The organism is Notoacmeibacter sp. MSK16QG-6 (genome assembly GCF_024158145.1).
Classification (GTDB): domain Bacteria; phylum Pseudomonadota; class Alphaproteobacteria; order Rhizobiales; family Rhizobiaceae; genus Notoacmeibacter.
The window spans coordinates 445593-469149 of record NZ_JAMYXM010000002.1 but is presented as its reverse complement, the minus strand read 5'-3'; the positions used below and the strand labels follow the sequence as shown (position 1 = coordinate 469149).

Below are 23557 nucleotides of genomic sequence, written 5' to 3'. Positions count from 1 at the left end.
GAAAATCCGGCCGCGCACATAAACCTATCCTTATGTGAACGGAGGCCGGCTTGTCGGACGATCCTCGACTCAGTTTTCAACAATTGCTGGATACGTCCAAAGCCATGGCGGAATCCAGCCGGCTGCGTATTCTGCTGCTTCTGCGGCAGGGCGAAATGACGGTTTCCGATCTGACGGCGGTGTTGGACCAATCACAGCCCAGGGTTTCGCGCCATCTGAAACTCTTGATGGAGGTCGGTCTTATCGGTCGCTATCAGGAAGGCGCGTGGGCTTATTTCCATCTGGTCGCGGACGGTCCAGCGCGCCTGTTCTGCGACCGACTTATGGATCGGCTCGATTTGTCGGACGAACAGGTTGGAGATGACCTGGCGCGTTTGGCAGCCGTGCGGGAAGACCATATGAGCCGCGCCGCTGCCTATTTCGCGGCCAATGCGTCGGAATGGGACCGTATTCGTTCGCTGCATGCGCCTGACGAGGCGGTGGAGGAGGCGCTTTGCGCGATGATCGGCGAGCGGCCGGTCGAGACCATGCTGGATATCGGCACCGGAACAGGACGTATGATCGCGCTTTTTGCGCCGCTGTGCCGGCGAGCGGTTGGTATCGATCCGTCACGAGAGATGCTGGCCATCGCGCGCTCCAGGCTGGAGGAAGCCGGCGTCGCACATACCCAGTTGCGCCAGGCTAGCGTGTTCGATCTGCCTGTCGAAAAAGGCAGCATCGATCTGGTGACTATTCATCAGGTTCTGCACTATCTCGATCAGCCCGCCTTGGCGGTGAAGCGGGCAGCGGCGGCGCTGAGGCCAGGCGGACGTATCGCCATCATCGATTTCCAGCCGCATGAGCTGGATTTTCTGCGCACTGACTACGCCCATCGGCGACTTGGCTTTTCCGATGCGCAGATGACCGACTGGTTGGAGGCCGAAGGACTGAAACTGGCGGATCGCAAAACGATAGCGCCTGCTAATTCCGATGAGGGACTGACAGTCGATATCTGGCTGGCGTGCAAGCCGACGAGCGCCGCCTGACCGTCAGAGATTTTGTGGTGACTAAAACGTACAAATCGGGTTCAAGGCAGAAGTCCGATGATGGCGATTGCCACAAAAACGAAAACAGCGCCGATTACTACGCGATTGACCAAGCTTACAGAGGTCATGCTGGTCTCCCTTCCAAGTTTGGCAATCAGGAAAATAGTGACGCAATCGGCATCGGCCTAGTCCGAAAATGTGCTGCACTGCCCTCGTTCTCGATTACTATTCTCCTTTATGTCGGCGAGACTATGCGACGCAAAGCTTATAGCGTTGTGCGGCGCAGCAACTTTTCTCTGCATGACCATTCGAGGTTTTGACACGGAATGTGCGATCATTCCGCGTTAGATACTGCTTCCAGTTCGGCCGCTGCCGCCAGCAAAAGGGCATCTTTACCGAATCGCGCTGTCATTTGAATGCCAAGGGGAAGGGGGCCGTCGCGATCTGCCCGGAACGTGACGGCGGGACAGCCCAGAAGGGTCCAGAGTCGATTATGTTCGGCCGATCCGGTCGAAGCCAGGCCGCGGGGAGCGGCACCCGTCGCTGCGGGCGACAAAACAATATCGACTTCATCGAAGAGCTCGCGTGCCGCCAGCCGCGCCCGGCGGGCAGTCCGCCGAGCGCCGTCGTAGGCCGACGAATCGATGCGACTGGCGCCTTCGAGAGCGTCTCGTAATTTGTCGCTCAGCAATTGAGGCGCGGTGCGCATCTCGTGAGCGAGGGAAAGCGCGCCTTCGTACTCTTGGAGAAGACCGTGGCAGAGGTCGGCTTCGATCATTGCCTCCGGTTCTTTGAGAGTAATTACCTGGTGGCCCTGTCTGCCTGCGATCCCAGCGATGCGCTCTACCGCTGCCGCCATATCGGCGCTGACCTCGCGACGGCCGTCGTCGTCCCAAATGGCAATTCGAAGCGGTTTGCCACGGGACGGCTGGTCGAGATGTCTGCCGGTAGTATCGGCGGCAGCCGCCGCCACATCTGCTACGCTCGCCGCGAACAGGCCAAGCGTGTCCAGCGTCCATGAAAATGTTTTGACCCCGACGGTGGGTATCAGCCGAAAACTCGGCTTGAAGCCAGCGATGCCGCAATAGCTGGCCGGTCGGATAACCGAACCGCCCGTTTGCGTGCCGATGGCAAGCGGCACCATGCCCGCCGCGACCGCCGCAGCCGAACCGGAAGAAGAGCCGCCTGGCGTATGGGCGTGATCGTGCGGATTTACCGTCGGGCCGGGGTGGAAGAAGGCGAGTTCGGCAGTGACGGTCTTTCCGACGATATGACCGCCTTTCGAACGGATCATCGCGCAGATGGCAGCGTCGGCGGCGGGGCGATGATTTTCGTAGATCGGACTGCCATAGGATGTTGGAAAGTCCGCCGTGTCGACGATGTCCTTGATCCCGATGGCGATTCCGGCAAGGGGGCCATCCATCGCTCCGTCGCGTTGTCGCATCGCCTCGTCGGCCAGAACGGTAAACGCATGAATGTGACCGTCTGCTAGCGTGATCGCCTCATATGCGGCGCGGATCGCTTCGGCAGGCGTCAGGTGATGCGAAGCGATCGCCTCGCGAATTTCGCGGTAAGACTGCATTTTCATGCAATCGGCGTAACCTGCCGGAGCCGTTTTTTGAAGAGGCGGCCATCGATCATCAGTAGACCGAAGGAAATAAGCGCGAAGCCCATCCATCCATTTACAGTCATTTCCTCTCCGAAGAGGGCCATTCCTGCCAGAACGGCGCTTACAGGAATAAGGATGGTCACGAGTGAACCGTTGGTCGCGCCGGCTTTCGAAATCAGATTGAAATAAAGGAGATATGCGCCGGCTGTCATTAGCGTACCGATGACGAAAACCGATGCTATTGCCGAGCCGTTATCCGTAACCATGCCGTCGGGGCCAACAGTCACCAGGGCTGTGACCATAACCAGGATGCTGGAGCAGAGACATTGGCCTGTTGCGATGAGAATGGGCGGCAGATCGTCGAGACCGCGCGCCAGATTGGCGCCGAAGCCATATGAAATTGCCGCGCCGACGAGACAGGCCATCGCCCAAGGCGGGCCGCCTAGCCCTGCTACAGCTGCGGGACCTAAAAGAACCGCCACGCCCAGAATGCCGGTAAGAATGCCAAACAGCTTCAGGCCCCTCAGCGTCTCGTTTCGAAGCAGGAAGGCCGCGATTAGGGCAGTCCAGAGCGGTGTCGTCGAATTGAAGATGGAGGCCATGCCAGCGCCTATCACCGTCTGTCCAGTACTGATCAGAAAGAATGGGACCGCGTTGTTCAGTGCCGCCAGCATTATGAGACGGGGACCGTGCGACAGGAGTGGACGGAGGGAGATATGTAGGAGCCAGCAGACCAGAAGGAGGTTGAGCGCCGCTATCGTCAGGCGCCACGCGACAAGCGCAATCGGCGCGAAGCCTTCGAGCGCCGGCACAGTCAGGATGAACGTGCCACCCCATATCAACGAGAGCAGTATGAGTTGCATCCATTGCGCAACGGTCATTGTTTGAAGCTGCGATTGCATCGGCTACCTGCGGCAAATTAGCGTTTCAAATCGTTTTGCCGCCCTCCCGGGAATTGGGCCACCCGGAAATCGATCGCGCAAAAATAACCGTGCTGGAGCGGGCCGGGCGTATCATCTTGCTGCGATCCGCGATAAATTTGCCGTTATGGATGAACATCATACCGCCTTTCCGCTTATCGACGTCGCGATGGTAATTGCCGTGGCGACTGTGCTTGGCCTTGGGCTCATGCGAATGCGCCAGCCGCCTCTCGTCGGATTTATTCTGGCTGGGATGCTAATGGGGCCGACGGCCCTCGGGTTCATTCGAACATCGGAATCGGTGAACGCGCTTGCCGAAATGGGCGTGCTCGTTCTCCTATTCTTCATCGGTCTGGAAATCTCGCTGAAGGCTTTCGTTCTCAGCTTGCGGCCTGCCGTTCTGATCGCATCCGGGCAATTGATCGCGGGGTTGCTCGTCGGTTTTCTCATCGCATGGGCTGGGGAGGCGACCACCGCTGAAGGCGTCGTGCTCGGCTTCATTATCGCGCTGTCGTCAACAGTCGTCGCCATGAAGATGCTCGACGACATGGGCGAATTGCGAGGCGATTCCGGGCGGATCGCCATCGCTATTCTGATCGCGCAGGACATTGCCGTAGTGCCTATGCTCATTATAGTCGGGGCGCTTGGCAGAGGCGAAGCCTCGATCCTTCTTCTGATCGTCAAGGTGCTCGCTGCCGTCACGGTGCTGGCAGTGGTCCTTTGGTATCTCGGTAAACGCGGCAAGCTGCGCTTTCCATTTACCTCGGCAGTCGAGGGCAATGTGGAAATGCTGGCCCTCGGTGCGCTGGCGATTTGTTTCGGCGGGGCGGCCGCCTCCGGTTACAGCGGCCTTTCACCGGCCTATGGCGCGTTCCTTGCCGGACTTTTGCTCGGCAATTCCACTCTTCGCGCGCGTGTCATTCCGGTCATCGAGCCGATCCAGAGCGTGCTGCTCGTCGTGTTCTTCCTGTCGATCGGCCTGCTTATCGACCTGAACTACATCTGGTCCAATCTGGCGCTCGTCGTCGGAACGTCGCTGGCCGTGATCGCGGCAAAAAGCCTTCTCAACATTCAGCTTCTGGCTATGACTGGCCATAGCCGCGAAACGGCCCTGATTGCTGGATTGTCCACCGCCCAGATCGGTGAATTCTCGTTCGTACTGGCGACGACGGGCCTGTCAGCGGGCGCATTGGGCTATGATTTCTACCGTCTGGCGATCGCCGTGACAGCGGTCACGCTGCTCGTATCGCCGGCATGGACCTTCCTTATGCACAGGGTGGAAGATATCGCGACCGAGGGCTACTGGAATTATCGTGAGGGTCTGCAGCTATTCCTGGCCGAGGAGCGCGCGCGACAAGGACGACGCTTCTACGGCATGAAAGTGCGATGGCGGGCTGGCCGCTACGCAATCAGAAAGCGCCAGCGGAGCTGGCGTGAAGCGCGCGAATTAAAGCGACAGGCCCGCACCAGCCAGCCATCCCATCATTTCGATCCGAAGGATCATGCATAGCAGCCATGTCGTAGGTGCGGATCGGACGTGACCTTACGCCATGATTGAGCATATTGTGTGCAGAGATCGATGGTGAACAAGAAAAGCGCAGTCTGGCAAGAATTTCTATGAGCGAAGTGGCAGAAATGGATCAGGCGAACAACGCCGCGACCGTTGAGGATGAGTATCTGATGGCGTTTCCAGCGCTTTTGGTAAAAAGGCTGGTTTATCACCTTTCCTTCATCTACCCGCACCACGATGCCGAAGACCTCGCGAGACGTGTTCTCGATGCCTTTTGGCCTAGTGACAAGCGTGTCTTATGTCGCCCTCAGCGGCGACGCGTATCCGCGCCGCCATGGAGCGAACGTGACGCCATTCTCATCACCTATGGCAATTCGCTCCAGGATTACGAACATCCGCCGCTGCATATTCTGGACGATTTCCTGACCCGGCATCTTGGCAGTGTTATCAATGGCGTTCACGTGCTGCCTTTTTTCCCGTGGACCAGCGATGACGGTTTTGCGGTCGTCGATTTCACCCGCGTTCATTCCGAACTCGGAACCTGGCAGGATATGCGGCGAATTGCCGGTCACCATAAACTGATGGCGGATCTCGTGCTCAACCATGTGTCCGCACTGCATCCGTGGTTCGTTCAATTTCTGCAGGGCCAGAAGCCGGGCTGCGATTATTTCCGTTCGGTCGAGCCCGGCACGGATGTCTCAGATGTCGTTCGTCCTCGTCCTCAGCCTCTCCTCCAGGCATTCGAGACCAGCGAGGGGGAGAAGCATGTCTGGTGCACCTTTTCTCGCGATCAGGTGGATATGAATTTCGCCAATCCTGATGTGTTGCTGGAATTCATACGTATCATCCGTCTTTTTATGGACGAGGGCGTGCGAACGGTGCGTCTCGATGCCGTAGCCTTCATCTGGAAAGAGATCGGCACAAAATGCGTCCATCTGCCCCAGACGCATGAAATCATCCGCCTGATGCGCACGCTGGCCGATTACAGCCGCGAGGCGATGGTCATCATCACCGAGACCAACGTCCCGAACAGAGAGAACATTTCCTATTTCGGTGCGAGCAATGAAGCGCATGCTGTCTATAACTTTGCGCTGCCTCCACTGGTTCTGCATGCTTTGACAACAGGCGACGCACGGCAATTGACTCTCTGGCAGCGTCACCAGCCGCCGGCGCCCGCTGGCAGCTTCTACTTCAACTTCACCGCCAGTCATGACGGTGTCGGCGTCCGTGCTGCCGAAGGTTATCTGACGGACGATCAGGTGTCGGAGATGATTGCGGCGGTCTCCGCCGTCGGTGGCCAGGTTTCGATGCGCGCCATGTCAGATGGCACAGAACGGCCCTATGAGATCAACGTCTCGCTCTGGGATGCGATGAAGGCAGGCCCGGGCGGCCATTCCTTCCGTTTCGACCGCTTCATGGTAAATCAGACGATACAGATGGCGCTTGAAGGTATACCGGGCATTTACATCCACTCCCTTCTGGCGACCCCGAACGACGAAGAACGTATGAATCGGACCGGCGCGAAGCGCTCCCTCAACCGGCATATCTGGGACTATCGCGATCTCGAAGATCGACTGAGCCAGCCGGACAGCGATCAGTCGAGGGTTTTTGCCGAGATGAAGCGCCGACTTGGCATCCGTACGCGCCAGCCAGCCTTCCACCCGAACGCAACGCAAATGACCCTAGACCTCGGGCCTGGCATCTTCTCACTATGGCGTCAGTCGCGAGACCGCACTCAGTCGATCCACGCCATTCATTCGGTCAGCAACGAAGTGCAGACGGTCGAATTGAACCGGCTGAATCTGATCATGGACGAGCCCGTTCTCGATCTTCTGTCAGGCCGCCATTACGAAGAAGCAGATAAGACGATCGAACTGGCGCCGTATCAATGCGTGTGGCTGGCAAATCGTCGGGGATAGACTTCGGCGCCCGGCGCGTCGCCAGACCTCTTAAACCTCTTCCATATCGTCTTTCACGGCTTCCGCGAGGTCGTGGAAGATGTCCGGATAGGCGGACCTGATCCGCCGCCAATTTGGTATGAATGGCGTCGATGACGGGTCGCGGAGGAATGTTTCTCCGGCTTCCATGATGTTACTCGCGAAGAGTTCGACGGCCTTTTCCTCGCGATGACGATCAACACGAGCGCCGTTGAAGCGGGCATCGGCCGCATAGGCTTCGATCATATCGAGCGCCGTGCGGTAATAGCTCGCCTTTAACGCCCGAAGCGTGCTGTCGCTGATGATGACGCCCTCGGTCGCCAGCTTTCGCAGCACGGCTTTGATGATGTCGATGCTCATGCGAGAAAGCCCGCTTGTCGCGTCCTGCTCGGACAGGTCCTGATGCTTGTGGTCATAAATGTCGGCGAGATCGACCTGGGCAATCTGAGCGGTGTTTGCGGTGCGCCGGACTTCGGACAGAAAACCGATTTCCAGCCCCCAGTCGGACGGTATGCGAACTTCTGGCACGATACCCATGTTCATTGCGAATTCGCCGGAGAGCGGATAGCGGAACGCGGCCAGATAACGGATGAATTTATGCGGGCCGACGACCATTTCGAGCGCTTGAAGGAGCGGCGCGACCAAAAGCCGCACAACCCGGCCATTCAATTTTCCATCTGCAATTCGTGCGTAGTAGCCTTTCGAGAAAACGAATTTGAAGTCTGGATTGATGACCGGATACAGTAACCGCGCAAGCATGGCGCCATCATAGGTGATGATGTCGCAATCATGCAGCGCCAACACCTGGCTGCCGCGCGGCATGGCCTGCGCATAACCCATCAAATACCAGGCATTCCGGCCTTTGCCGAGCTCGGTCGGGGCGACATTTTCGCTTGCAAGCTTCTCATGGATGGCCTGCATGCGCGGGCCGTCGTTCCACAGGACGCGATGGTGCTGCGGCAGCCTCGAAAAGAAGTCCTTGGCGTAGCGGTACTGTTCCTCGCTGGCGCGATCTAGGCCGATGTAGATATTGTTGATCCATGGCAGGTCGACGAGCACGTCGACGATCTTTTCCAGGGCGGGGCCTTCCAGTTCGGAAAAGAGCGATGGCAGAACGAGGGTGACGGGGCGGGCCTTTGCATATTTCGCCACTTCTGACGTGATGCTGTTCTCGTCTCGTCGGGTGACGTTGTGAAAGGTGGTGATCGCACCTGTCTGGTGAAAATCGCTCAAACCACACGCTCCTGTCCGGTCATCGGGTTCTGACCCTGTCGCTGTTAATAGCCATACTCATCCAAAATGGCCTGTATCGCCTCGTTCCATCCCATAGGACCGGGCTGTGTCGTTTGAATGACCCGCCGCTGCGCCGTCTCGGCCACATCGATCCCCCCGTGATCCGGGTTTCGGACAACAATCGCGATATTGGCCGCTTCCAGCATTGCGCGGTCGTTCGGCGCATCTCCCAGCGCCACGATTGGAGGCTCGGCGTCGATTTCCTTGCAAACCATACTCATCTTGTCCGCCTTGCTGTGGCGGCCATTAGCGAGGGTCAGGAATCTTCCGCCTTTCTTGGCGGAGATGCCGAGGCTGTGCAGCGCATCGAGAAAATCACTCAACTCATCAGGCGTCCCGTCGAAAAGGCCAGGCTCGGTGAATTGCCGCTCCCCTGCCAGCTTCGCGGCATCAAGCGGCAAGCCAGTCGCCTTGGCGATTCCGTCGACACCCATATCGCCGAAGCCTTTAAATCGGTCGCGCATGGCGGGGGGGAGTTGATCGAGACGCTCGCGGACGATGAGATAATCGCCGCTCCTATACGCCGTATCCGAACCATTGATCACGCCGCCACCATTCTCGACGATTGCAGGCCCTTCCAGTCCGATCCGCTTCATGAGCGGCGCGACCTCCGCAGCGGTCTTCGATGTTGCGGGCACGATCGGGATGCCGGCATCCTGCAGACGTCGGATGGCAGGAAGCGCCGGAGCAAAATCATAACTGGAATGGTCGAGCAGAGTCCCGTCGAGATCGGAGAAGACAATCATGATCGGGATTATACCGCCGCCGGGGCCGCGTTCCAGCGCACCTGCAGCAATTAGAGTCAGTCAGTCACATAAAAATGACCTTTGTCAGCCGTGCCGGGCCATCCACTTGCGGAAATCGGTCGGCGAGCCGCGGAAAACGTTGATGTCGGCAGGTGTGCCGATGCCAGGCACTTTTCCTGTCCCTGTATATTGCCAGAAGGTCCAGTTCTGACCCGGATACTTTTCCGATGGATGGCCAGCGGTCGAGCGCAACCAGAACTGCACGCCTGTCATGCTGCCGAGATCGTTGTCGTGGTAAAAATCGACAGTCGTATAGACAATCGGGGTTTGCCCGTAATAGCGGCTTACCTTTGCGGCGAAGTCGCGCAGCATCTTGCGCGCTTGAGCCGGCGGCACCTTTTTGGGGCATGTGGGACTATCGGGGTTCCATTCGGCGTCCAGCACAGGCGGCATAGCACCCTTTTCGCGCGGGACATGGCGGATGAACCAATCGGCCTGCTCGCTGCCGGAGCGGCACCAGTAGAAGAAATGGTAGGCGCCGCGTGGCAGCCCTATAGCGCCTGTCGTGGCCCAGTTTTCGCGAAAGCGGCTGTCCAGCCGATCACCACCCTCTGTCGCCTTGATGAAGGCAAAGCCGATACCTGAGCCTTTGACGCGCGGCCAGTCGATCTTGTTCTGATACTTCGCCACGTCAACACCATGAACCTGGTGATGCCATGGAGCGGTGCCCGTGAAATCGTAAGGATCATGATCGTCGAAGCGTAATCCCTTCGACGTGCCGCGTGTCGGTTCTGTCAGTGAAAGCACGCCCGCCGTGTCGGTGGATGAACAGGCCCCCAGCACGGACGATAAAAGCAGAGTTCCGAAAAGTGCTGCGCGAGACCCATACCATTTGCCGATCATGTGGACCTATCCGCTGCTATGGGTTGGTGTCGACATTGAAGAGAGCTCGCCGCGATCGATTCATGCTGCGGCGTTATGGTTAAAAGAAAGTAACCGCTCGCGTCCCATTCGAAAAGATTTGGCCCATTCATGGCGATAGACACGGTCATTTCTGTGCCGGGCAGTTTCGTAGCCTAGTTTCACACAGCATTCCGCGTCTTTTGGCGACGTAGTAATAGCCGGATGAATAAAGCTGAACGGCCCGTTTTTCGCTGCCGTTGGCGAGTAGCCAGGCGCCGCGTAGGTAGCGCCCTGCATATTCCAGATTTTCCGAAGGATCGAGAAGACCGGCTGGCGCGCCATGATAGCCCATGGTTTTCGCCGTATCGGGCCTGATCTGCATGAGACCCCAGTAGGGGCCATTTCTCGCTTTCGGATTATAGCGGCTTTCCCGAGTGACGACACGATGGAGGAGCGACTCCGGAATGTCATGCTTCGCCGCGTAGTAGGAGATCAGAGGCTCCAAGGATGCGCGCCCCGCTGCGTTCCCCACAGGCGGCGGCGGTGCCGGGCTTTCCGTTACTTTCATCGCGGATGAATTCTGAAGAGGCGTATTCGTCGCGCATCCAAAAAGCATTGCACTCAGCAACGCCGCCACCGTCGTCTCGCGTATCATAGGTGTTTTCCCGCAGCCCTCTTCTTACGGGAGTGAGAAGCTGCGATCACGCCAATTCTATGGCGAAAAACCTATGCGGGCAGCGGCTGCCCGATCTCGTCCAGCAATGCGCCGAACCACTCGACGGAGGGCTCGAAGGCCTTGCCGCCTCCGATGCGCGGAAATTCAATGGTGCGCAGACGATTGTCCGCCTCCGTGTCATGGCCGACCACGCCGCCCACGTTTTCGAGAGCGGAGGCGACAGCATGATCGACCATGCCCTTGATCAAACGCAGATCGTCTGCATTGGCCGGGGCGGAGCGGGCAAAATAGCCGCTTTTCTGGACAAGCACTTTGTCGGCGCCGATGGCCGGCCCAAGCTGCTCGGCGAACCAGCCACCGACATTGACCTTATCCAACCGGACATGGCCAAAAGCATCGCGTGGTAATTCCCCGCCAGCAGCTTCCCGCTCTGCGACAATGGTGTCGACAAGAGCGCCTTCGGAAACAAAAACCGTGGCGAAGCGATGGTCGGTCATTACCTTCTTCAGGCGCTCGGTTTCCGCGTCGAGATCGATCGCCATCTCCGGAACGTACACCGCTTCAAGATCCTTCATCGCTTCGCCCATAAGGAAATTGTCCGGATAGGCGCGGCCCGAAATTCTAGCGCGGTAAGCGCGTGCAGTAGCAGCGCAGAGCCAGCCGGAATGGCGGCCCATGACCTCATGAACGACAAGGCAGCCGGGCTGAGCGCTCTGCTCGTTGCCGACATGGTCGAAGAATGCGGCCCCCGCTTCGGCCGCGGTCCACGCGCCAAGCGATTGGCGGATCGGAACGATGTCGTTGTCGATGGTCTTCGGCAAGCCGACCACCGTCAGCTCATAGCCATTGTCTTTCAGATAGGCAGCGAGGTCGGCGGCGGCGGTATTGGTGTCGTCGCCTCCGATCGTATGGAGAATCGAGACGCCGTCGGCCTGAAGCTGCTTCGCTGCAACGGCGAGGGGGTTTTCACCTTCTTTGACGAGGCCACGCTTGGCGCAATCTTCCGCATTGGTCAGCTTGACTCGGGAATTGCCGATGGGCGAGCCGCCCATACCATGCAGTAGTGGTGCGTCACGCCGCATATCTTCGGTTATCGTGACGCTTTGACCGGTCAGAAGGCCCTGATAGCCCGATGTGTAAGCCAGCAATTCGCGATCCGGCGCAATCTCAGACCAGCGCTCGATCAGACCGCCCACCGCAGAGGATAGACACGGCGCCAGTCCACCAGCCGTCAACATCGCTACCTTACCGCTCATTTCGTATCCTCATCTGTTGCTGGTTCGCGCCGAACATACCGTCATGGCTGGCGAATGAAAGTCTATGCGAAGCTGTTTGTGACCTTGGCTTCTAAAGCTGTCGCCCGTCGCTCCGACGGCCGAAGCCGCCGGGCGTTGGAGTTGTGACTAAAACCGCTTCACCAGCGGCGACCTTTGTCTGATCCGACGCGGCCAATTCATCCCGCGATCCGTCATTTCGGAGAATCTCGGTCTTGCCTGGCAAGCCGTCTTCGCCACCTGCCAGGCCCTTCGGAGCAATCGTGCGGTGCGAAGAGAGAATCGCGAGATCCATCGGCTCACAAAAACGGATCTTGCGGCTGACACCGTCGCCGCCGGGAAATGCGCCATCGCCACCCGATCCGCGCCGTATGGAGAATTCTTCCTGCATGACGGGGAAGCGTAATTCCAGTATTTCCGGGTCCGTGAGGCGGCTGTTCGTCATATGCACCTGCACCGCATCGGTGCCGGCAAAGCCTGATCCGGCATTGTTTTGGCCGGCAGGCGCGCCTGAGCAGATGGTCTCGTAATACTGCTTCTCATCATTGCCGAAGGTCAGATTGTTCATGGTTCCCTGGCTGTTGGCCATCGCCCCGAGCGCCATGAACAGGGCGTTGGTCACGTGCTGGCTCGTCTCCACATTGCCGGCGACAACCGCCGCCGGGAAGCGCGGCGCGAGCATCGAACCTTCAGGCACGATGATATCGATAGGATCGAGGCAGCCAGCATTCATTGGAATGGGCTTTTCTACCATCACCCGAAATGCATAAAGCACTGCCGCGCGGGTGACCGGTTCGGGCGCATTGAAGTTGTCGGGCTGCTGTGCGCTGGTGCCGGTGAAATCCACCGTCGCGCGACGTTTCGATCGATCGACGGTAATTTTGACGGCAATCTCAGCCCCGGTATCGGTTTCGTACCGCGCTTCTGCTTCGTCGGGCAGGGTATCGAGGAGGTCGCGCACCGCGTCCGCCGCGTTTTTGTGAAGGAAGCGCATATAACCGTGCATGGTCGGCAGGCCGAATTGCGCCACCATGGCCCGCAATTCGCTGACGCCCTTTTCGTTCGCTGCGACCTGAGCGCGAAGATCGGCAATATTCTGGGCAAGGTTGCGGACCGGATAAGGGTGATCAGTCAGCACCTTCTCGACGGCTTGTGTCTGGAAGCGGCCCCCATCCACGATCCGCAGATTATCGATCAGAACGCCCTCTTCCTCGATGGACGTTGCGCGCGGCGTCATAGAACCCGGCGCCAAGCCGCCGACATCGGCGTGGTGTCCGCGCGCTGCGACCCAGAAGATGACGTCTTTACCGGCGTCGTCGAACACCGGCGTGACCACGGTGATGTCCGGCAGGTGGGTGCCGCCATTATAAGGATCGTTGAGCGCGAACACATCGCCGGGACGGATTGCGTCGGCATTGCGGGCGATTACGGTCTCGACCGACCGGTCCATGGAGCCGAGATGGACGGGCATATGCGGCGCGTTCGCGACCAATTGTCCATCGGGATCGAAGACAGCGCAGGAAAAATCCAGCCGCTCCTTGATGTTGACAGAAGAAGCGGTGTTGCGGAGCGCTTCGCCCATCTGGGTGGCAATGGCCATGAACAGGCCGGCGAAGATTTCCAGGCGCGCAGGATCTGATTCAAGCGGGGCATCGTTTTCATTGGCGGATGAATCGCTTACCCGCCCTTCCTTACGTTTGATAAGAACATCGTCGCTGGCCGTTATTTCGGCCTGCCAAGCCGGCTCGATCACGATCGTCTGGTTCGGCTCTATGATGAGAGCCGGCCCTTCGATGGCCGCGCCCGGTTGCAATTCCGAGCGATGAAAGATGCCGGTTTCGACCATTTCGCCATCGAAACGGACCTGCCGCCATTCAGATGGCTCGGCCTCGTGGGGATCGGCGACGGCATTTATCACGGACTGCTCATCTTCGCCCATATCGATCGCTTCGACAGAAACCTGCTCCACGATGATGGAACGACCCTCATCGAAAAAGCCGAAGCGGCTTTTGTGTTCAGTCTCGAACGCTTCACGTATTGTCGCGGGATCGAAGCTTTCATCGGCGACGGGGAGTGTCGTGTCAGTGCCATCATATCGGCATTGCAGAACCGCCCGCCAGGCGACGTTCTGTCGCTCGACGCCCTGACCGGCCAGTTCCGCGGTCACTGCATCCACCAAGCGGTTGACGGTGAGCTGAAGCGTCGCCGGGAGATGTTCGTCGACCGGTTTGATCAGGGCCTGTTGGCGGCTGGCGAAAAGTGCGGCGAGGCCCATGCCGTAGGCGGACAGTAAACCCGACAGTCGATGGATGAGGATGGTTTTCATGCCAAGCGCGTCAGCCACGGCGCAGGCGTGCTGCCCCGCCGCGCCGCCGAACGCATTCAGGAGGCAGCGTGTCAGGTCGTGACCGCGCTGAACCGAGATCGTCTTGACGGCATTGGCCATGTTCTGGACCGCGATGGCGAGGCATCCTTCCGCCGCGCTGAAAGGATCGGTGCCGCCGTCGCTCGCCAGCCGTTGGAATTTTTCTTCGACTTCTACCTTGTCCAATCGCTCCCTGCCGCTCTCGCCGAAAATTGCCGGAAAGAGGTCGGGTTGAAGGCGACCGAGCAGAACGTTGATGTCGGTGACGGTCAACGGGCCGCCGCGCCCATAGGATGCCGGTCCCGGATCGGCGCCGGCGCTTTGTGGCCCAACCTGATAGCGTCCCTGTTCGAAACGGACGATGGAGCCGCCGCCAGCGGCGACCGTGTGGATCAGCATCATTGGCGCACGAATGCGCACGCCCGCCACCTCGGTATCAAAAACGCGTTCCGGCCGGCCGGAAGAATGCGCCACATCGGTGGAGGTGCCGCCCATATCGAAGCCGATGACGTTGTCGAACTCCAGCGAACGGGCGGTTTCGACCATGGCGACCACGCCGCCGGCCGGCCCTGACAGAATAGCGTCCTTTCCCTGGAAGAGGGCCGCGTCCGTCAGTCCCCCGGAACTCATCATGAAACGGAGATCGGGCCGGTCTGCCTCGGCAAGATTTTGGAGGCCCAGCGCGCTTTGGAAGCGTTCGATATATCGCTCCAGCACAGGGGTGAGGTAGGCATCGACGACAGTTGTATCTCCCCGCCCGACGAAGCGAACCAGCGGCGAGACTTCATGGCTGACGGAGATTTGCTCGAAGCCTGCGGCTTTCGCAGCGCTCATTGCCATGTGCTCGTGGCTGCCATTCAGCCAGGAATGCATGAAGACGATGGCGCAAGACCGGAAGCCGTCGGCATGCGCGGCGATAAGCTGCTCCTCCAGATCCGCCATTTCGATGACCTGCTCGGTCTCCCCATCGGCGCGGATGCGCTCCGTTACCTCGATCACACGATCGTAAAGAATGTCGGGTTTGATGATTTTCTTGGCGAAAATATCGGGTCGTGCCTGTGTGCCGATTTCAAGAACGTCGCCATACCCCTTGGTGGTGATGAGGAGGGTAGGCTCGCCCTTACGTTCCAAAAGGGCGTTCGTGGCTACCGTCGTGCCCATACGGATGGAACCCACCCGCCCGGCGGGGAGGGTCTCTCCTTCGCCGAGTTCAAGAAATTCGCGAATGGCGGAGACCGCCGCATCGTCATAGGCTTCGCTCTCCGACAGTTTTTTGCGGGCGAGTAGCTGACCGTCCGGCGTGCGGGCGATGATATCGGTGAAGGTGCCGCCACGGTCGATCCAGAACTGCCAGAGCTTTTTCATGCGGTTGGGTTCCTGCTTGCGTATGTGCGCTCTCTTTGGCCATGGGCTCCGGCCTCATGTCCAGACGGTGGGAAGAGATTCTTGTCCAAGCTTGAAACGAAATGGAGGAAGGGGCGTTTGGTGGCTGTGATTTCTATATTTCGAGAAGGAAAAATCATCATGAAAAAGCTTTTGCTTGCTTCGATTTCCGCCATCGCCCTCTTTGGTCTGGCCGCATGTGGCGATGACAATGACGAGATTGTCGAGACTGAAAATGTCGATGTCGAGCGATCCGTGGACGAGACGGCGTCAGACACCGAGCAGGTCATCGAGGATGCTGCAAATGATGCTGAAGCCGCCGCATCCGACGCAGCGGCAGATGCCGAAGCCGCCGCCGAGGATGCCGCCCAGAATGCGTCCGAGGCCGCGGAAGACGCTGCCGACGCTGCCGAAAACGCCGCCGATGCAGCGGAAGCGGCAGCCGAGAGTGCAGGCGAATCCATCGAGAACGCCACGGATGGTAACGATGAAGAGCCGCCGCTGGAGGAAAATTCTTCGACCGCCAACTGAGCGATGTGGCGAGAGTAAGGCTCTCATCTCAATCCCGGTTTCTGTATATTAGCATTTCGTGATTGAACGGAATGGCGGCCTCGGCGTTTCAGCGCCGGGGCCGACTTTTTGTGTCGGTCTCGAATGGAATAGAAAAGGACTTTTTCCTATGAAGAATCTTCTCATTTCAGGCGTTTCTGCTCTCGCCGTGCTTGGTCTGGCTGCATGCTCGGACTCCGGTACCGATGAGGTCACCACTCAGAGCACGGTGGAAGAAACGCAGCCGGTTGCCCCGACCGACGATACGATGCAGGCTTCGCCACAGCAGCCCGATAACATGGCTCAGCCAGATGGGTCTCAATCCGGCGAGGCGACAGTGCCGAGCGATCTGACCCTTCAGCCGGAGGAAGGCGAGTCGGCCGATGGCATGGACGGAACGACCACCGAACCGGCCAATTGACAATCCCCATCGTTCGATAAGCAGAAAAGCCGGTCTGAAGGCCGGCTTTTTTGTCACCATCGCATGTGATCCTTTGCGCTTTGGCTCGCCAAGGCTACAAGGCGCGCTATGAATGTATGGTCTTCTCTCGGTGAACTGATACGGCGCATGCCCTCTCATGCGGAGAGCATTCTGCTGTTCATGGCGGAGATGTTCCGCTCGTTTTTTGCAGGCGATCCGGAAAATCGACGCAAGGTGGCTTTCTCAGTGGCCATGATCGCGCTTTCGGCAAAGATGGCCAAGGCGGACGGGGTCGTGACCCAGTCGGAAGTGACCGCCTTCCAGCAAATTTTCGAAATTCCCGAATCCGAAACACGGAACGTTTTTCGTCTTTATGAACTGGCGCAACAGGATGTCGCGGGATTCGAAGCGTATGCCAGCCAGATGGCAGAGCTTTGCGGTGATGGCGATGGGCGCGAAAGCGCAACGCCCCTGACCGAAGACGTATTGGACGGGCTATTCCATATCGCCAAGGCCGATGGGGTGCTGCACGAGCGCGAACTGGATTTCCTGCGTGTCGTCGGATCGATCTTCGGCTTTTCGGACGCGGCCTTCGATACGATCGCCGCGCGTCACGTGTCGCTTGGCGAGGCCGATCCATATGCGGTCCTCGGTCTGTCAGCCGATGCTTCCTGGCAGGAGGTGCAGCGAAGGTATCGCGAACTGGCGCGCCAGTGGCACCCCGATTTCATGGTGGCGCGCGGTGTCCCCGAGGAATTTCTCGAAATTGCCAATCAGCGTATGGCCGCTCTTAACTCCGCGATGTCGGCTATCGAGGAAGTCCGCTCCGTGTCTGAGAATCGCCGGGCATGAGCTTTGCCGCAGATTATCGCGGAGCAAGGGTTCGACCCTCACCCAATTGCGGACCTCGCGCGAATGGCGTTCGCCCAGATATCCTGCTGCTGCATTATACCGGAATGAGTAGTGGCGAGGAGGCAGAAGGCCGCCTCTGTCACCCCGAAAGCAACGTCTCCTCTCATTACATCGTCCACGAGGATGGGCGGGTCGTTCAGATGGTGCCAGAGGCCATGCGGGCGTGGCACGCGGGCGCCTCTTGCTGGGAAGGCGAGCGCGACGTCAATTCGCGGTCCATCGGTATCGAGATCGTCAATGGCGGCCACCCGGCGGGGTTGCCGCCTTATCCGTCAGCGCAAATAGACGTGGTCATCGGTTTGTGTCTCGACGTTATCGAGCGCCACCAAATTCTCGCGCACCACGTGCTCGGCCACTCCGATGTCGCGCCGGGACGCAAGATCGATCCGGGCGAGCATTTCCCCTGGAGGATATTGGCCGAACGAGGAGTCGGACTTTACGACGATGGCGGAGAGGCGGGCGGGCCGACCCTGCTCGGTCCCGGTGAACGCGGTCAGCCCATCAAAGCGGTCCAGGGGCTCCTGTCACTCTATGGCTACGATGTGGCAGTGACCGGCGAATATGACGAGCGTACCCGGACTTTGATTGCATCTTTTCAGATGCACTACCGCCAAAGTTGTATCAATGGTCTGGCCGACAAACAGACCATTGATCGGCTCTACCGCTTGGCACGCAAGGCAAAGAGCGCATCGTGAGCTTTTCGCCAGCGGGCCGGGTTCCGTTGATGTGATCGCTGTTACATTTCGTGAATGACTTTGCCCAATTTCGGTGCAGGTGCGTTGCGAAACATCACCTCGTTATCGGCGGCACGATGTTGTCGCTGGATGTGGGGCAAGCAGCAGACCGAAACGACGCTCATTGAGCGGTTCTCCCAAGCGGTACGCTGCGCAACAGTGAATGAGAGATCATGCTTAAAGTTACCGGTGCGACGGTGGCGATTCTTGCCGCTGCCTTGATCAGTGTGCCTGCGAGCGCCGAAACCTCTTCCGAGAAACTGCCAGGCGTCAGCCATTTCGCGGAAAAATTCGATAAAAAATCTTCACCTGCCGCAGACTCATTGGCCGCTGCGCTGAAGAAAGGTGTCCAGGGCGGCCCCGGTGCGGAAACCGAGACAGCCAAAGCTTCCGCTAAGCCAAGCCATGCCAAAAAGTCTGCCGATTCGAAATTCGGATCGATCATCGATCAGGAAGCCCAGAAGCACGGCGTTCCTGCTTCGCTCGTCAAAGCTGTCATCCAGGTCGAGAGCAGCTTCCGTCCCGATGCGACAGGCGCTGCCGGCGAGGTCGGCCTCATGCAGATCAAGCCGGCTACTGCTGCGATGATGGGCTTCAAGGGGAAGACCAAGGATCTCTACGATCCAGCCACCAATATTCGCTTTGGCGTCGCCTATCTGGCGAAGGCGCATAAGCTCGGCGGCGGTTCCACCTGCGGAACCATTCTGAAGTATAATGCCGGCCATGGCGCCAAGAAGATGAATCCGGTCTCCAAGCGTTACTGCCAAAAGGTGAAGCGTCTTCTCGGCGCCTGATCGAGACAATTCGAATATTGCATGGCCCGTTTCGCCGATGGCGAAGCGGGCCTTCTGCTGCGTGGACATCGACACCGTTACAGCCTACATCAGCGACGTCAGTCGGCCGGGTGACCGCACCGTCCAATGCCGAAAGGCGGCCGGTGAGGAAAGTCCGGGCTCCACGGAAACACGGTGCCGGGTAACACCCGGCGGGGGCGACCCCAGGGACAGTGCCACAGAAAGCAGACCGCCCGGCTTGTGTTCGCTTTTGCGGGCGACAGGTTCGGGTAAGGGTGAAAGGGTGTGGCAAGAGCGCACCGCGCGACCGGCAACGGAAGCGGCATGGTAAACCCCACCGGGAGCAAAACCGAATAGGGATGGCACGGCGCTACGGCGCCAGAGCGTTTCCGCTTTCGCTATCCGGGTTGGTTGCTTGAGGCCTTTCGTAAGGACGGCCCAAGATGAATGGTCACTGCTTCGTCATCACACGGTGGCGACGTACAGAACCCGGCTTACAGGCCGGCTGACATTTCCTGTCATGGGTCGCTCTCCCACACCTTGCGTTTTTCAACGCTTTATCTCACTTCAGTGCGAATTCGGTCGGGGATATGGGCGATTGCGCTCACTTGTCTGTGCCAGAACCGACCCACTAAGAAATCCTTAATCCACTTGGTTTATGAACAGTGAAGAACGTCCCGGCGATCTATCACACTAGTCTAATTTACGTCGACTAAACGAAGGCTTCCCATTGACGCCCATAAATGCCCATGTTAGCTCTTTTGCAGTGTCAGAGTGATGGTATCCCGGTGCAGAATGGGGCAGCTGCGCAGGGTTTTAAACTACTGATTCGATTGGGAATCGCGTTTTTCAGTCATTCGTGGAGCGGCGTGCTGCAAACGGGCGCACGGCGGTCGGGGAAGCACGGTTTTCGAGCGGGGATACGAGGGTGAGGTCGTTCGGTGGCAGAGCGTTTTCTTTCCAATGCCATCAACCGGATCGACGCCAAGGGGCGGGTTTCGGTTCCGGCCCATTTCCGCGCCGTTCTTACATCTCTCAACACTCAGGAACTCTACGCGCTGCGGGCGCTCGACTGTCCGGCCATGGACGTGGGTGGACCCGATCTTCTGGATCGTTACGAACAGCGGATCGAGATGGAAGACCCTTTTCTCGGCAGTGCGGACGATATGAGTTTCTTCATTCATGGCGACGGCGCCTTCCTGAAACTGGACAAGGAAGGGCGTGTCGTCGTGACGGATTTCGTGAGGGAGCATACCGGTATCACCGACGAGGTGGCGTTTATCGGGCGGGGGCGTTTTTTCCAGATGTGGGATCCGAAGCAGGCCGAAGCGCATACGAGGGCGGTTCGGCAGCGTCTCCTGGCCATGCGGCAGAATGCGCGCGGTCAGGAGCGGATGGAATGATGGCGGGCCACGAAGACGCACTGTCTTTTCCCGGCGGACCGGCCCGCCACATTCCGGTTCTCCTCTTAGAGGTCATTGAAAAGCTGGCGCCGCAAACCGGCGAGACCATGCTTGATGGAACATTCGGGGCGGGTGGTTACAGTCGGGCGATACTCGAATGCGGCGCGCATCTTATCGCGATGGATCGCGACCCGGATGTTGCCGACACGGCTGAGGCTATTTCCAGGGAATTTGGCAAGCGCTTTCGTTTTGTCGCCGGCAATTTCGGCGATCTGGACGATTATGTTTCCGAGCCGCTCGACGGGATTGTTCTGGATATCGGCGTTTCTTCCATGCAGTTGGATCAGGCCGAGCGGGGCTTTTCCTTCCAGTCCGATGGGCCGCTCGATATGCGTATGGCGCAAAGTGGCCTCTCTGCTGCCGATGTCGTTAACAGCGCGGACGTAAAGGATCTGACGCGCATCTTCGGACTTTTAGGCGAAGAGAAACAGGCGTCGCGCGTGGCCCGGATGATCGGCCAGCGACGCGAAGAGCAGCCATTCACGCGAACCGGCGATCTCGCAAAAGCCATCGCCGATCTCATGCCGCGCCGCGCGCATGAACGAATTCATCCGGCGACACGCTCTTTTCAGGGGCTGCGCATTTTCGTGAACGATGAGTTGGGCGAGCTTGTCTCGGCGCTGGAGGCTGCGGAACGTATCCTCAAGCCGGGCGGACGATTGGTGGTGGTCACCTTTCACTCGCTCGAGGATCGCATCGTCAAACGCTTCATGCAGACCCGTTCGGAAGCGCCAGCGGTGTCACGGCACATGCCGGTAACGGATGGACCGATGCCGACTTTCGAGAAAATCGGTGGAGCGATATCGGCTTCGGATACCGAATCCGCCGCAAATCCTCGCGCTCGCTCGGCGCGGTTGCGCGCCGCACGGCGTACCCATGCCCCCGCCCGGCCCATCGAGAATCGCAAGATGCTCGGGCTGCCGGATGTTCATGCCCTACGGATTGCAGGAGATCGGCGATGAAAATGTTTCGCCTGCGCGACATGCTGATGATCGCCATCATCGTTTACGCTGTTGGATATACCTATACCGCCAAGCATCGTACGGATACGACGCTGGAGGAGATCGCCAGTGTCGAGCGGGAGATTCAACGGCGCAAGAACGCCATTGAAATTCTCGAAACCGACTGGAGCCTGATGACGCAACCGCATCGTCTGCAGGCGCATCTCGAAACCTTCAAATCGCAATTGCCGCTGGAGCCTTTGCGGCCTGACCAGTATGCGCGTGTGGAACAATTGCCGCCGCGCCCGCTGGATAACACAAGCGAGGAAGGGTTGGACGAGGCGCTTGCCATTTTGGGTCGCGACAATCTTAGCCATGACGCTCTGATGACCGGCTCGATCCCGCAGGAGGCGGGGCAATGAGCGAAGCGGCGATCCAGATCGACGGACTCGGCAAAAAAGGTGGCGGTCGGACCCGTGGTAGGGTGGCCATGATGATGGGTGTCTTCGTCGTCGTGTATGGTGTGATGGGCGGCCGTATTGTCCAAATTGCCATGCAGGAAGGGGAGATTACCGGTTCCATTCCGCGCGCCGCACAGATGGCGCGGCCCGATATTCTTGACCGGAACGGCCAGGTGCTGGCGACCGATATCCGAACGGCTTCGCTTTTCGCCGAGCCTCACAGGATCGGCGATCCTGATGAGGTGGTAGAAAGGCTGCGCACCGTTCTGCCGGACCTTAGCTATGAATCGACCCGACGCCGGCTGACCAGTTCGGCCAAGTATATTCGCCTTCGCCGCGATCTGACGCCTCGGCAACAGTCAGCCATTCACGACCTCGGTCTGGCAGGAATCAAATTCGAGCCGGAGAAGAAGCGGTTCTATCCGGGCGGGGCGACGGCTGCCCATGTGCTCGGCCTGACGAGCGCGGATGGACGCGGCATTGCGGGGTTGGAAAAATGGCTCGATGCAAGCGGCCTCGAGCAATTGCGCGCTGCCGGTCTTGCGAAAGCGGAGAGCCTCGAGCCGGTTCGCACGTCTATCGATCTGCGTGTTCAGCACGTCCTGCGCGACGCGCTCGACCACGCGATGGAGCGTTATAGCTGCATAGGCGCTGCGGGCGTCGTTCTGGACGCACTGACGGGTGAAATCGTCGCTCTTTCCTCGCTGCCCGACTACGATCTCAACGATCCGCACGACCAGCAGGCGCCGGATCGTCTCAACCGTATGACGTCTGGCGTCTATGAGATGGGATCGTCTTTCAAGGCGCTGACGTTAGCCATGGCGCTGGATTCAGGCATCGTACATATGGGCTCGATTGTCGACGCCAGCCAGAAATTGCGGGTGGGGCGATTCGCCATCGGCGATTTTCACGGCAAATACCGTCCACTGACGTTGCCGGAAGTTTTCATATTCTCTTCCAACATCGGCACCGCCAAGCTCGCCGATCAGCTTGGCATCGATCACCATCGCGCTTTTCTCGAAAAGATGGGCGTGATGGACAAGATGGATCTGGAGATCCCGGAGGTCGGAAAGCCGCAATATCCAAATGAGTGGAAACGTATCAATTCGCTCACGATTGCCTTCGGACACGGGCTTTCGACGACGCCGCTTCAAACGGCGACCGCTGCAGCGGCCTTGATGAATGGCGGCCGTCTTCTTCAACCGACCTTCAAGCGCCGCAGTATCGACGAAGCTTTGGGTGAAGCCAAACAGGTCATCAAGCCGGAGACGAGCGCCAACATGCGCTACCTCTTCCGGCTGAATGTCGAGAAAGGTTCCGGCAGGCGGGCTGAAGTGCCGGGCTATAATGTCGGCGGCAAAACCGGCACGGCAGAGAAAGTCGTCAACGGCCGCTATTCAAAGACCAAACGCTATAACGATTTCCTCGCGGCCTTTCCCATGGACAATCCGCGATACATCGTATTCGTCACGCTGGACGAGCCCAAGGCTCCGCCTGAGGGCGGCGGAGTAACAGCCGGGTCGAACGCTGCACCGACGGTTGCCGATATTATTTTGCGATCCGCGCCGCTTCTTGGCGTACAGCCGGAATTCGGCCCCGAAAACGAGGCAGTCTTGGCGGCGGATTGAGAATCACCGTGGG

At 58.9% G+C, this 23557-nt stretch carries 20 protein-coding genes and 1 other RNA gene; 13 read left to right on the top strand and 8 right to left on the bottom strand.

Annotated features, from left to right (window positions below):
* Positions 1-50 precede the first annotated feature (50 nt).
* On the top strand, positions 51-1025 hold the full coding sequence (locus tag NIM86_RS09915) for a metalloregulator ArsR/SmtB family transcription factor (RefSeq protein ID WP_253381580.1): 975 nt from the start codon (positions 51-53) through the stop codon (positions 1023-1025).
* A gap of 334 nt (positions 1026-1359) precedes the next feature.
* Here the strand turns inward: NIM86_RS09915 and NIM86_RS09910 are convergent, their stop codons facing one another.
* Together NIM86_RS09910 and NIM86_RS09905 are read right to left on the bottom strand one after the other, a co-directional pair.
* Positions 1360-2613 (bottom strand): amidase, encoded by a 1254-nt coding sequence (locus tag NIM86_RS09910; protein ID WP_253381578.1) that lies wholly within the window; start codon positions 2611-2613, stop codon positions 1360-1362.
* Positions 2610-3536, bottom strand: a complete 927-nt coding sequence (locus tag NIM86_RS09905; protein ID WP_253381576.1) for a DMT family transporter — start codon at positions 3534-3536, stop codon at positions 2610-2612. The genes NIM86_RS09910 and NIM86_RS09905 overlap by 4 nt, the downstream gene beginning before the upstream one ends.
* Before the next feature lie 145 nt (positions 3537-3681).
* Between NIM86_RS09905 and NIM86_RS09900 the strand changes: the two genes are divergently transcribed.
* Both NIM86_RS09900 and NIM86_RS09895 read left to right on the top strand, forming a co-directional pair.
* The gene (locus NIM86_RS09900) at positions 3682-5064 is read left to right on the top strand and encodes a cation:proton antiporter (protein ID WP_253381574.1); all 1383 of its coding nucleotides are present in this window, start codon (positions 3682-3684) and stop codon (positions 5062-5064) included.
* A gap of 107 nt (positions 5065-5171) precedes the next feature.
* A complete protein-coding gene (locus NIM86_RS09895; protein ID WP_253381573.1) occupies positions 5172-6983 on the top strand; it encodes a sugar phosphorylase in 1812 nt (603 codons plus the stop codon).
* 30 nt (positions 6984-7013) lie between these two features.
* Here the strand turns inward: NIM86_RS09895 and NIM86_RS09890 are convergent, their stop codons facing one another.
* From NIM86_RS09890 to NIM86_RS09865, 6 genes are all read right to left on the bottom strand, one after another.
* A complete protein-coding gene (locus NIM86_RS09890) occupies positions 7014-8234 on the bottom strand; it encodes a glycosyl transferase (RefSeq protein WP_253381571.1) in 1221 nt (406 codons plus the stop codon).
* Between the two features lie 44 nt (positions 8235-8278).
* Positions 8279-9040 (bottom strand): mannosyl-3-phosphoglycerate phosphatase, encoded by a 762-nt coding sequence (locus NIM86_RS09885; RefSeq protein WP_253381569.1) that lies wholly within the window; start codon positions 9038-9040, stop codon positions 8279-8281.
* Between the two features lie 84 nt (positions 9041-9124).
* A complete protein-coding gene (locus tag NIM86_RS09880; RefSeq protein WP_253381567.1) occupies positions 9125-9943 on the bottom strand; it encodes a glycoside hydrolase family 25 protein in 819 nt (272 codons plus the stop codon).
* A 145-nt stretch (positions 9944-10088) separates the two neighbouring features.
* Entirely contained in the window at positions 10089-10448 is a 360-nt protein-coding gene (locus tag NIM86_RS09875; RefSeq protein WP_253381565.1) for a lytic transglycosylase domain-containing protein, read from the bottom strand.
* A 221-nt stretch (positions 10449-10669) separates the two neighbouring features.
* A complete protein-coding gene (locus tag NIM86_RS09870) occupies positions 10670-11875 on the bottom strand; it encodes a pyrophosphate--fructose-6-phosphate 1-phosphotransferase (RefSeq protein WP_253381563.1) in 1206 nt (401 codons plus the stop codon).
* A 91-nt stretch (positions 11876-11966) separates the two neighbouring features.
* Positions 11967-15623, bottom strand: coding sequence for a hydantoinase B/oxoprolinase family protein (locus NIM86_RS09865; protein ID WP_253381561.1), 3657 nt, complete (start codon positions 15621-15623; stop codon positions 11967-11969).
* Between the two features lie 159 nt (positions 15624-15782).
* Here NIM86_RS09865 and NIM86_RS09860 point away from each other — a divergent pair, with 159 nt between their 5' ends.
* The 10 genes from NIM86_RS09860 (at position 15783) to NIM86_RS09815 (ending at position 23544) form a co-directional block, all read left to right on the top strand.
* Positions 15783-16172: a hypothetical protein gene (locus tag NIM86_RS09860; RefSeq protein ID WP_253381559.1), complete on the top strand. Its 390-nt coding sequence runs from the start codon at positions 15783-15785 to the stop codon at positions 16170-16172.
* A gap of 148 nt (positions 16173-16320) precedes the next feature.
* Complete coding sequence (locus NIM86_RS09855; RefSeq protein WP_253381557.1) at positions 16321-16611, top strand: hypothetical protein; 291 nt, start codon at positions 16321-16323, stop codon at positions 16609-16611.
* Positions 16612-16719: 108 nt separating this feature from the next.
* Positions 16720-17463 carry a DnaJ family molecular chaperone gene (locus NIM86_RS09850; RefSeq protein ID WP_253381555.1) on the top strand — a complete coding sequence of 248 codons (744 nt, stop codon included), beginning with the start codon at positions 16720-16722 and terminating at the stop codon, positions 17461-17463.
* Positions 17460-18218 carry an N-acetylmuramoyl-L-alanine amidase gene (locus NIM86_RS09845; RefSeq protein ID WP_253381553.1) on the top strand — a complete coding sequence of 253 codons (759 nt, stop codon included), beginning with the start codon at positions 17460-17462 and terminating at the stop codon, positions 18216-18218. Before NIM86_RS09850 ends, NIM86_RS09845 begins: the two co-directional genes overlap by 4 nt.
* Before the next feature lie 212 nt (positions 18219-18430).
* A complete protein-coding gene (locus NIM86_RS09840) occupies positions 18431-19051 on the top strand; it encodes a lytic transglycosylase domain-containing protein (protein WP_253381551.1) in 621 nt (206 codons plus the stop codon).
* A 98-nt stretch (positions 19052-19149) separates the two neighbouring features.
* An RNA gene (gene rnpB, locus NIM86_RS09835) (RNase P RNA component class A) lies at positions 19150-19564 on the top strand.
* Between the two features lie 428 nt (positions 19565-19992).
* On the top strand, positions 19993-20454 hold the full coding sequence (gene mraZ / locus NIM86_RS09830; protein ID WP_253381549.1) for a division/cell wall cluster transcriptional repressor MraZ: 462 nt from the start codon (positions 19993-19995) through the stop codon (positions 20452-20454).
* The gene (gene rsmH / locus NIM86_RS09825) at positions 20451-21476 is read left to right on the top strand and encodes a 16S rRNA (cytosine(1402)-N(4))-methyltransferase RsmH (protein ID WP_253381547.1); all 1026 of its coding nucleotides are present in this window, start codon (positions 20451-20453) and stop codon (positions 21474-21476) included. Before mraZ ends, rsmH begins: the two co-directional genes overlap by 4 nt.
* A complete protein-coding gene (locus NIM86_RS09820) occupies positions 21473-21877 on the top strand; it encodes a hypothetical protein (RefSeq protein WP_253381545.1) in 405 nt (134 codons plus the stop codon). Before rsmH ends, NIM86_RS09820 begins: the two co-directional genes overlap by 4 nt.
* Positions 21874-23544: a penicillin-binding protein 2 gene (locus NIM86_RS09815; RefSeq protein WP_253381543.1), complete on the top strand. Its 1671-nt coding sequence runs from the start codon at positions 21874-21876 to the stop codon at positions 23542-23544. Before NIM86_RS09820 ends, NIM86_RS09815 begins: the two co-directional genes overlap by 4 nt.
* Positions 23545-23557 lie beyond the last annotated feature (13 nt).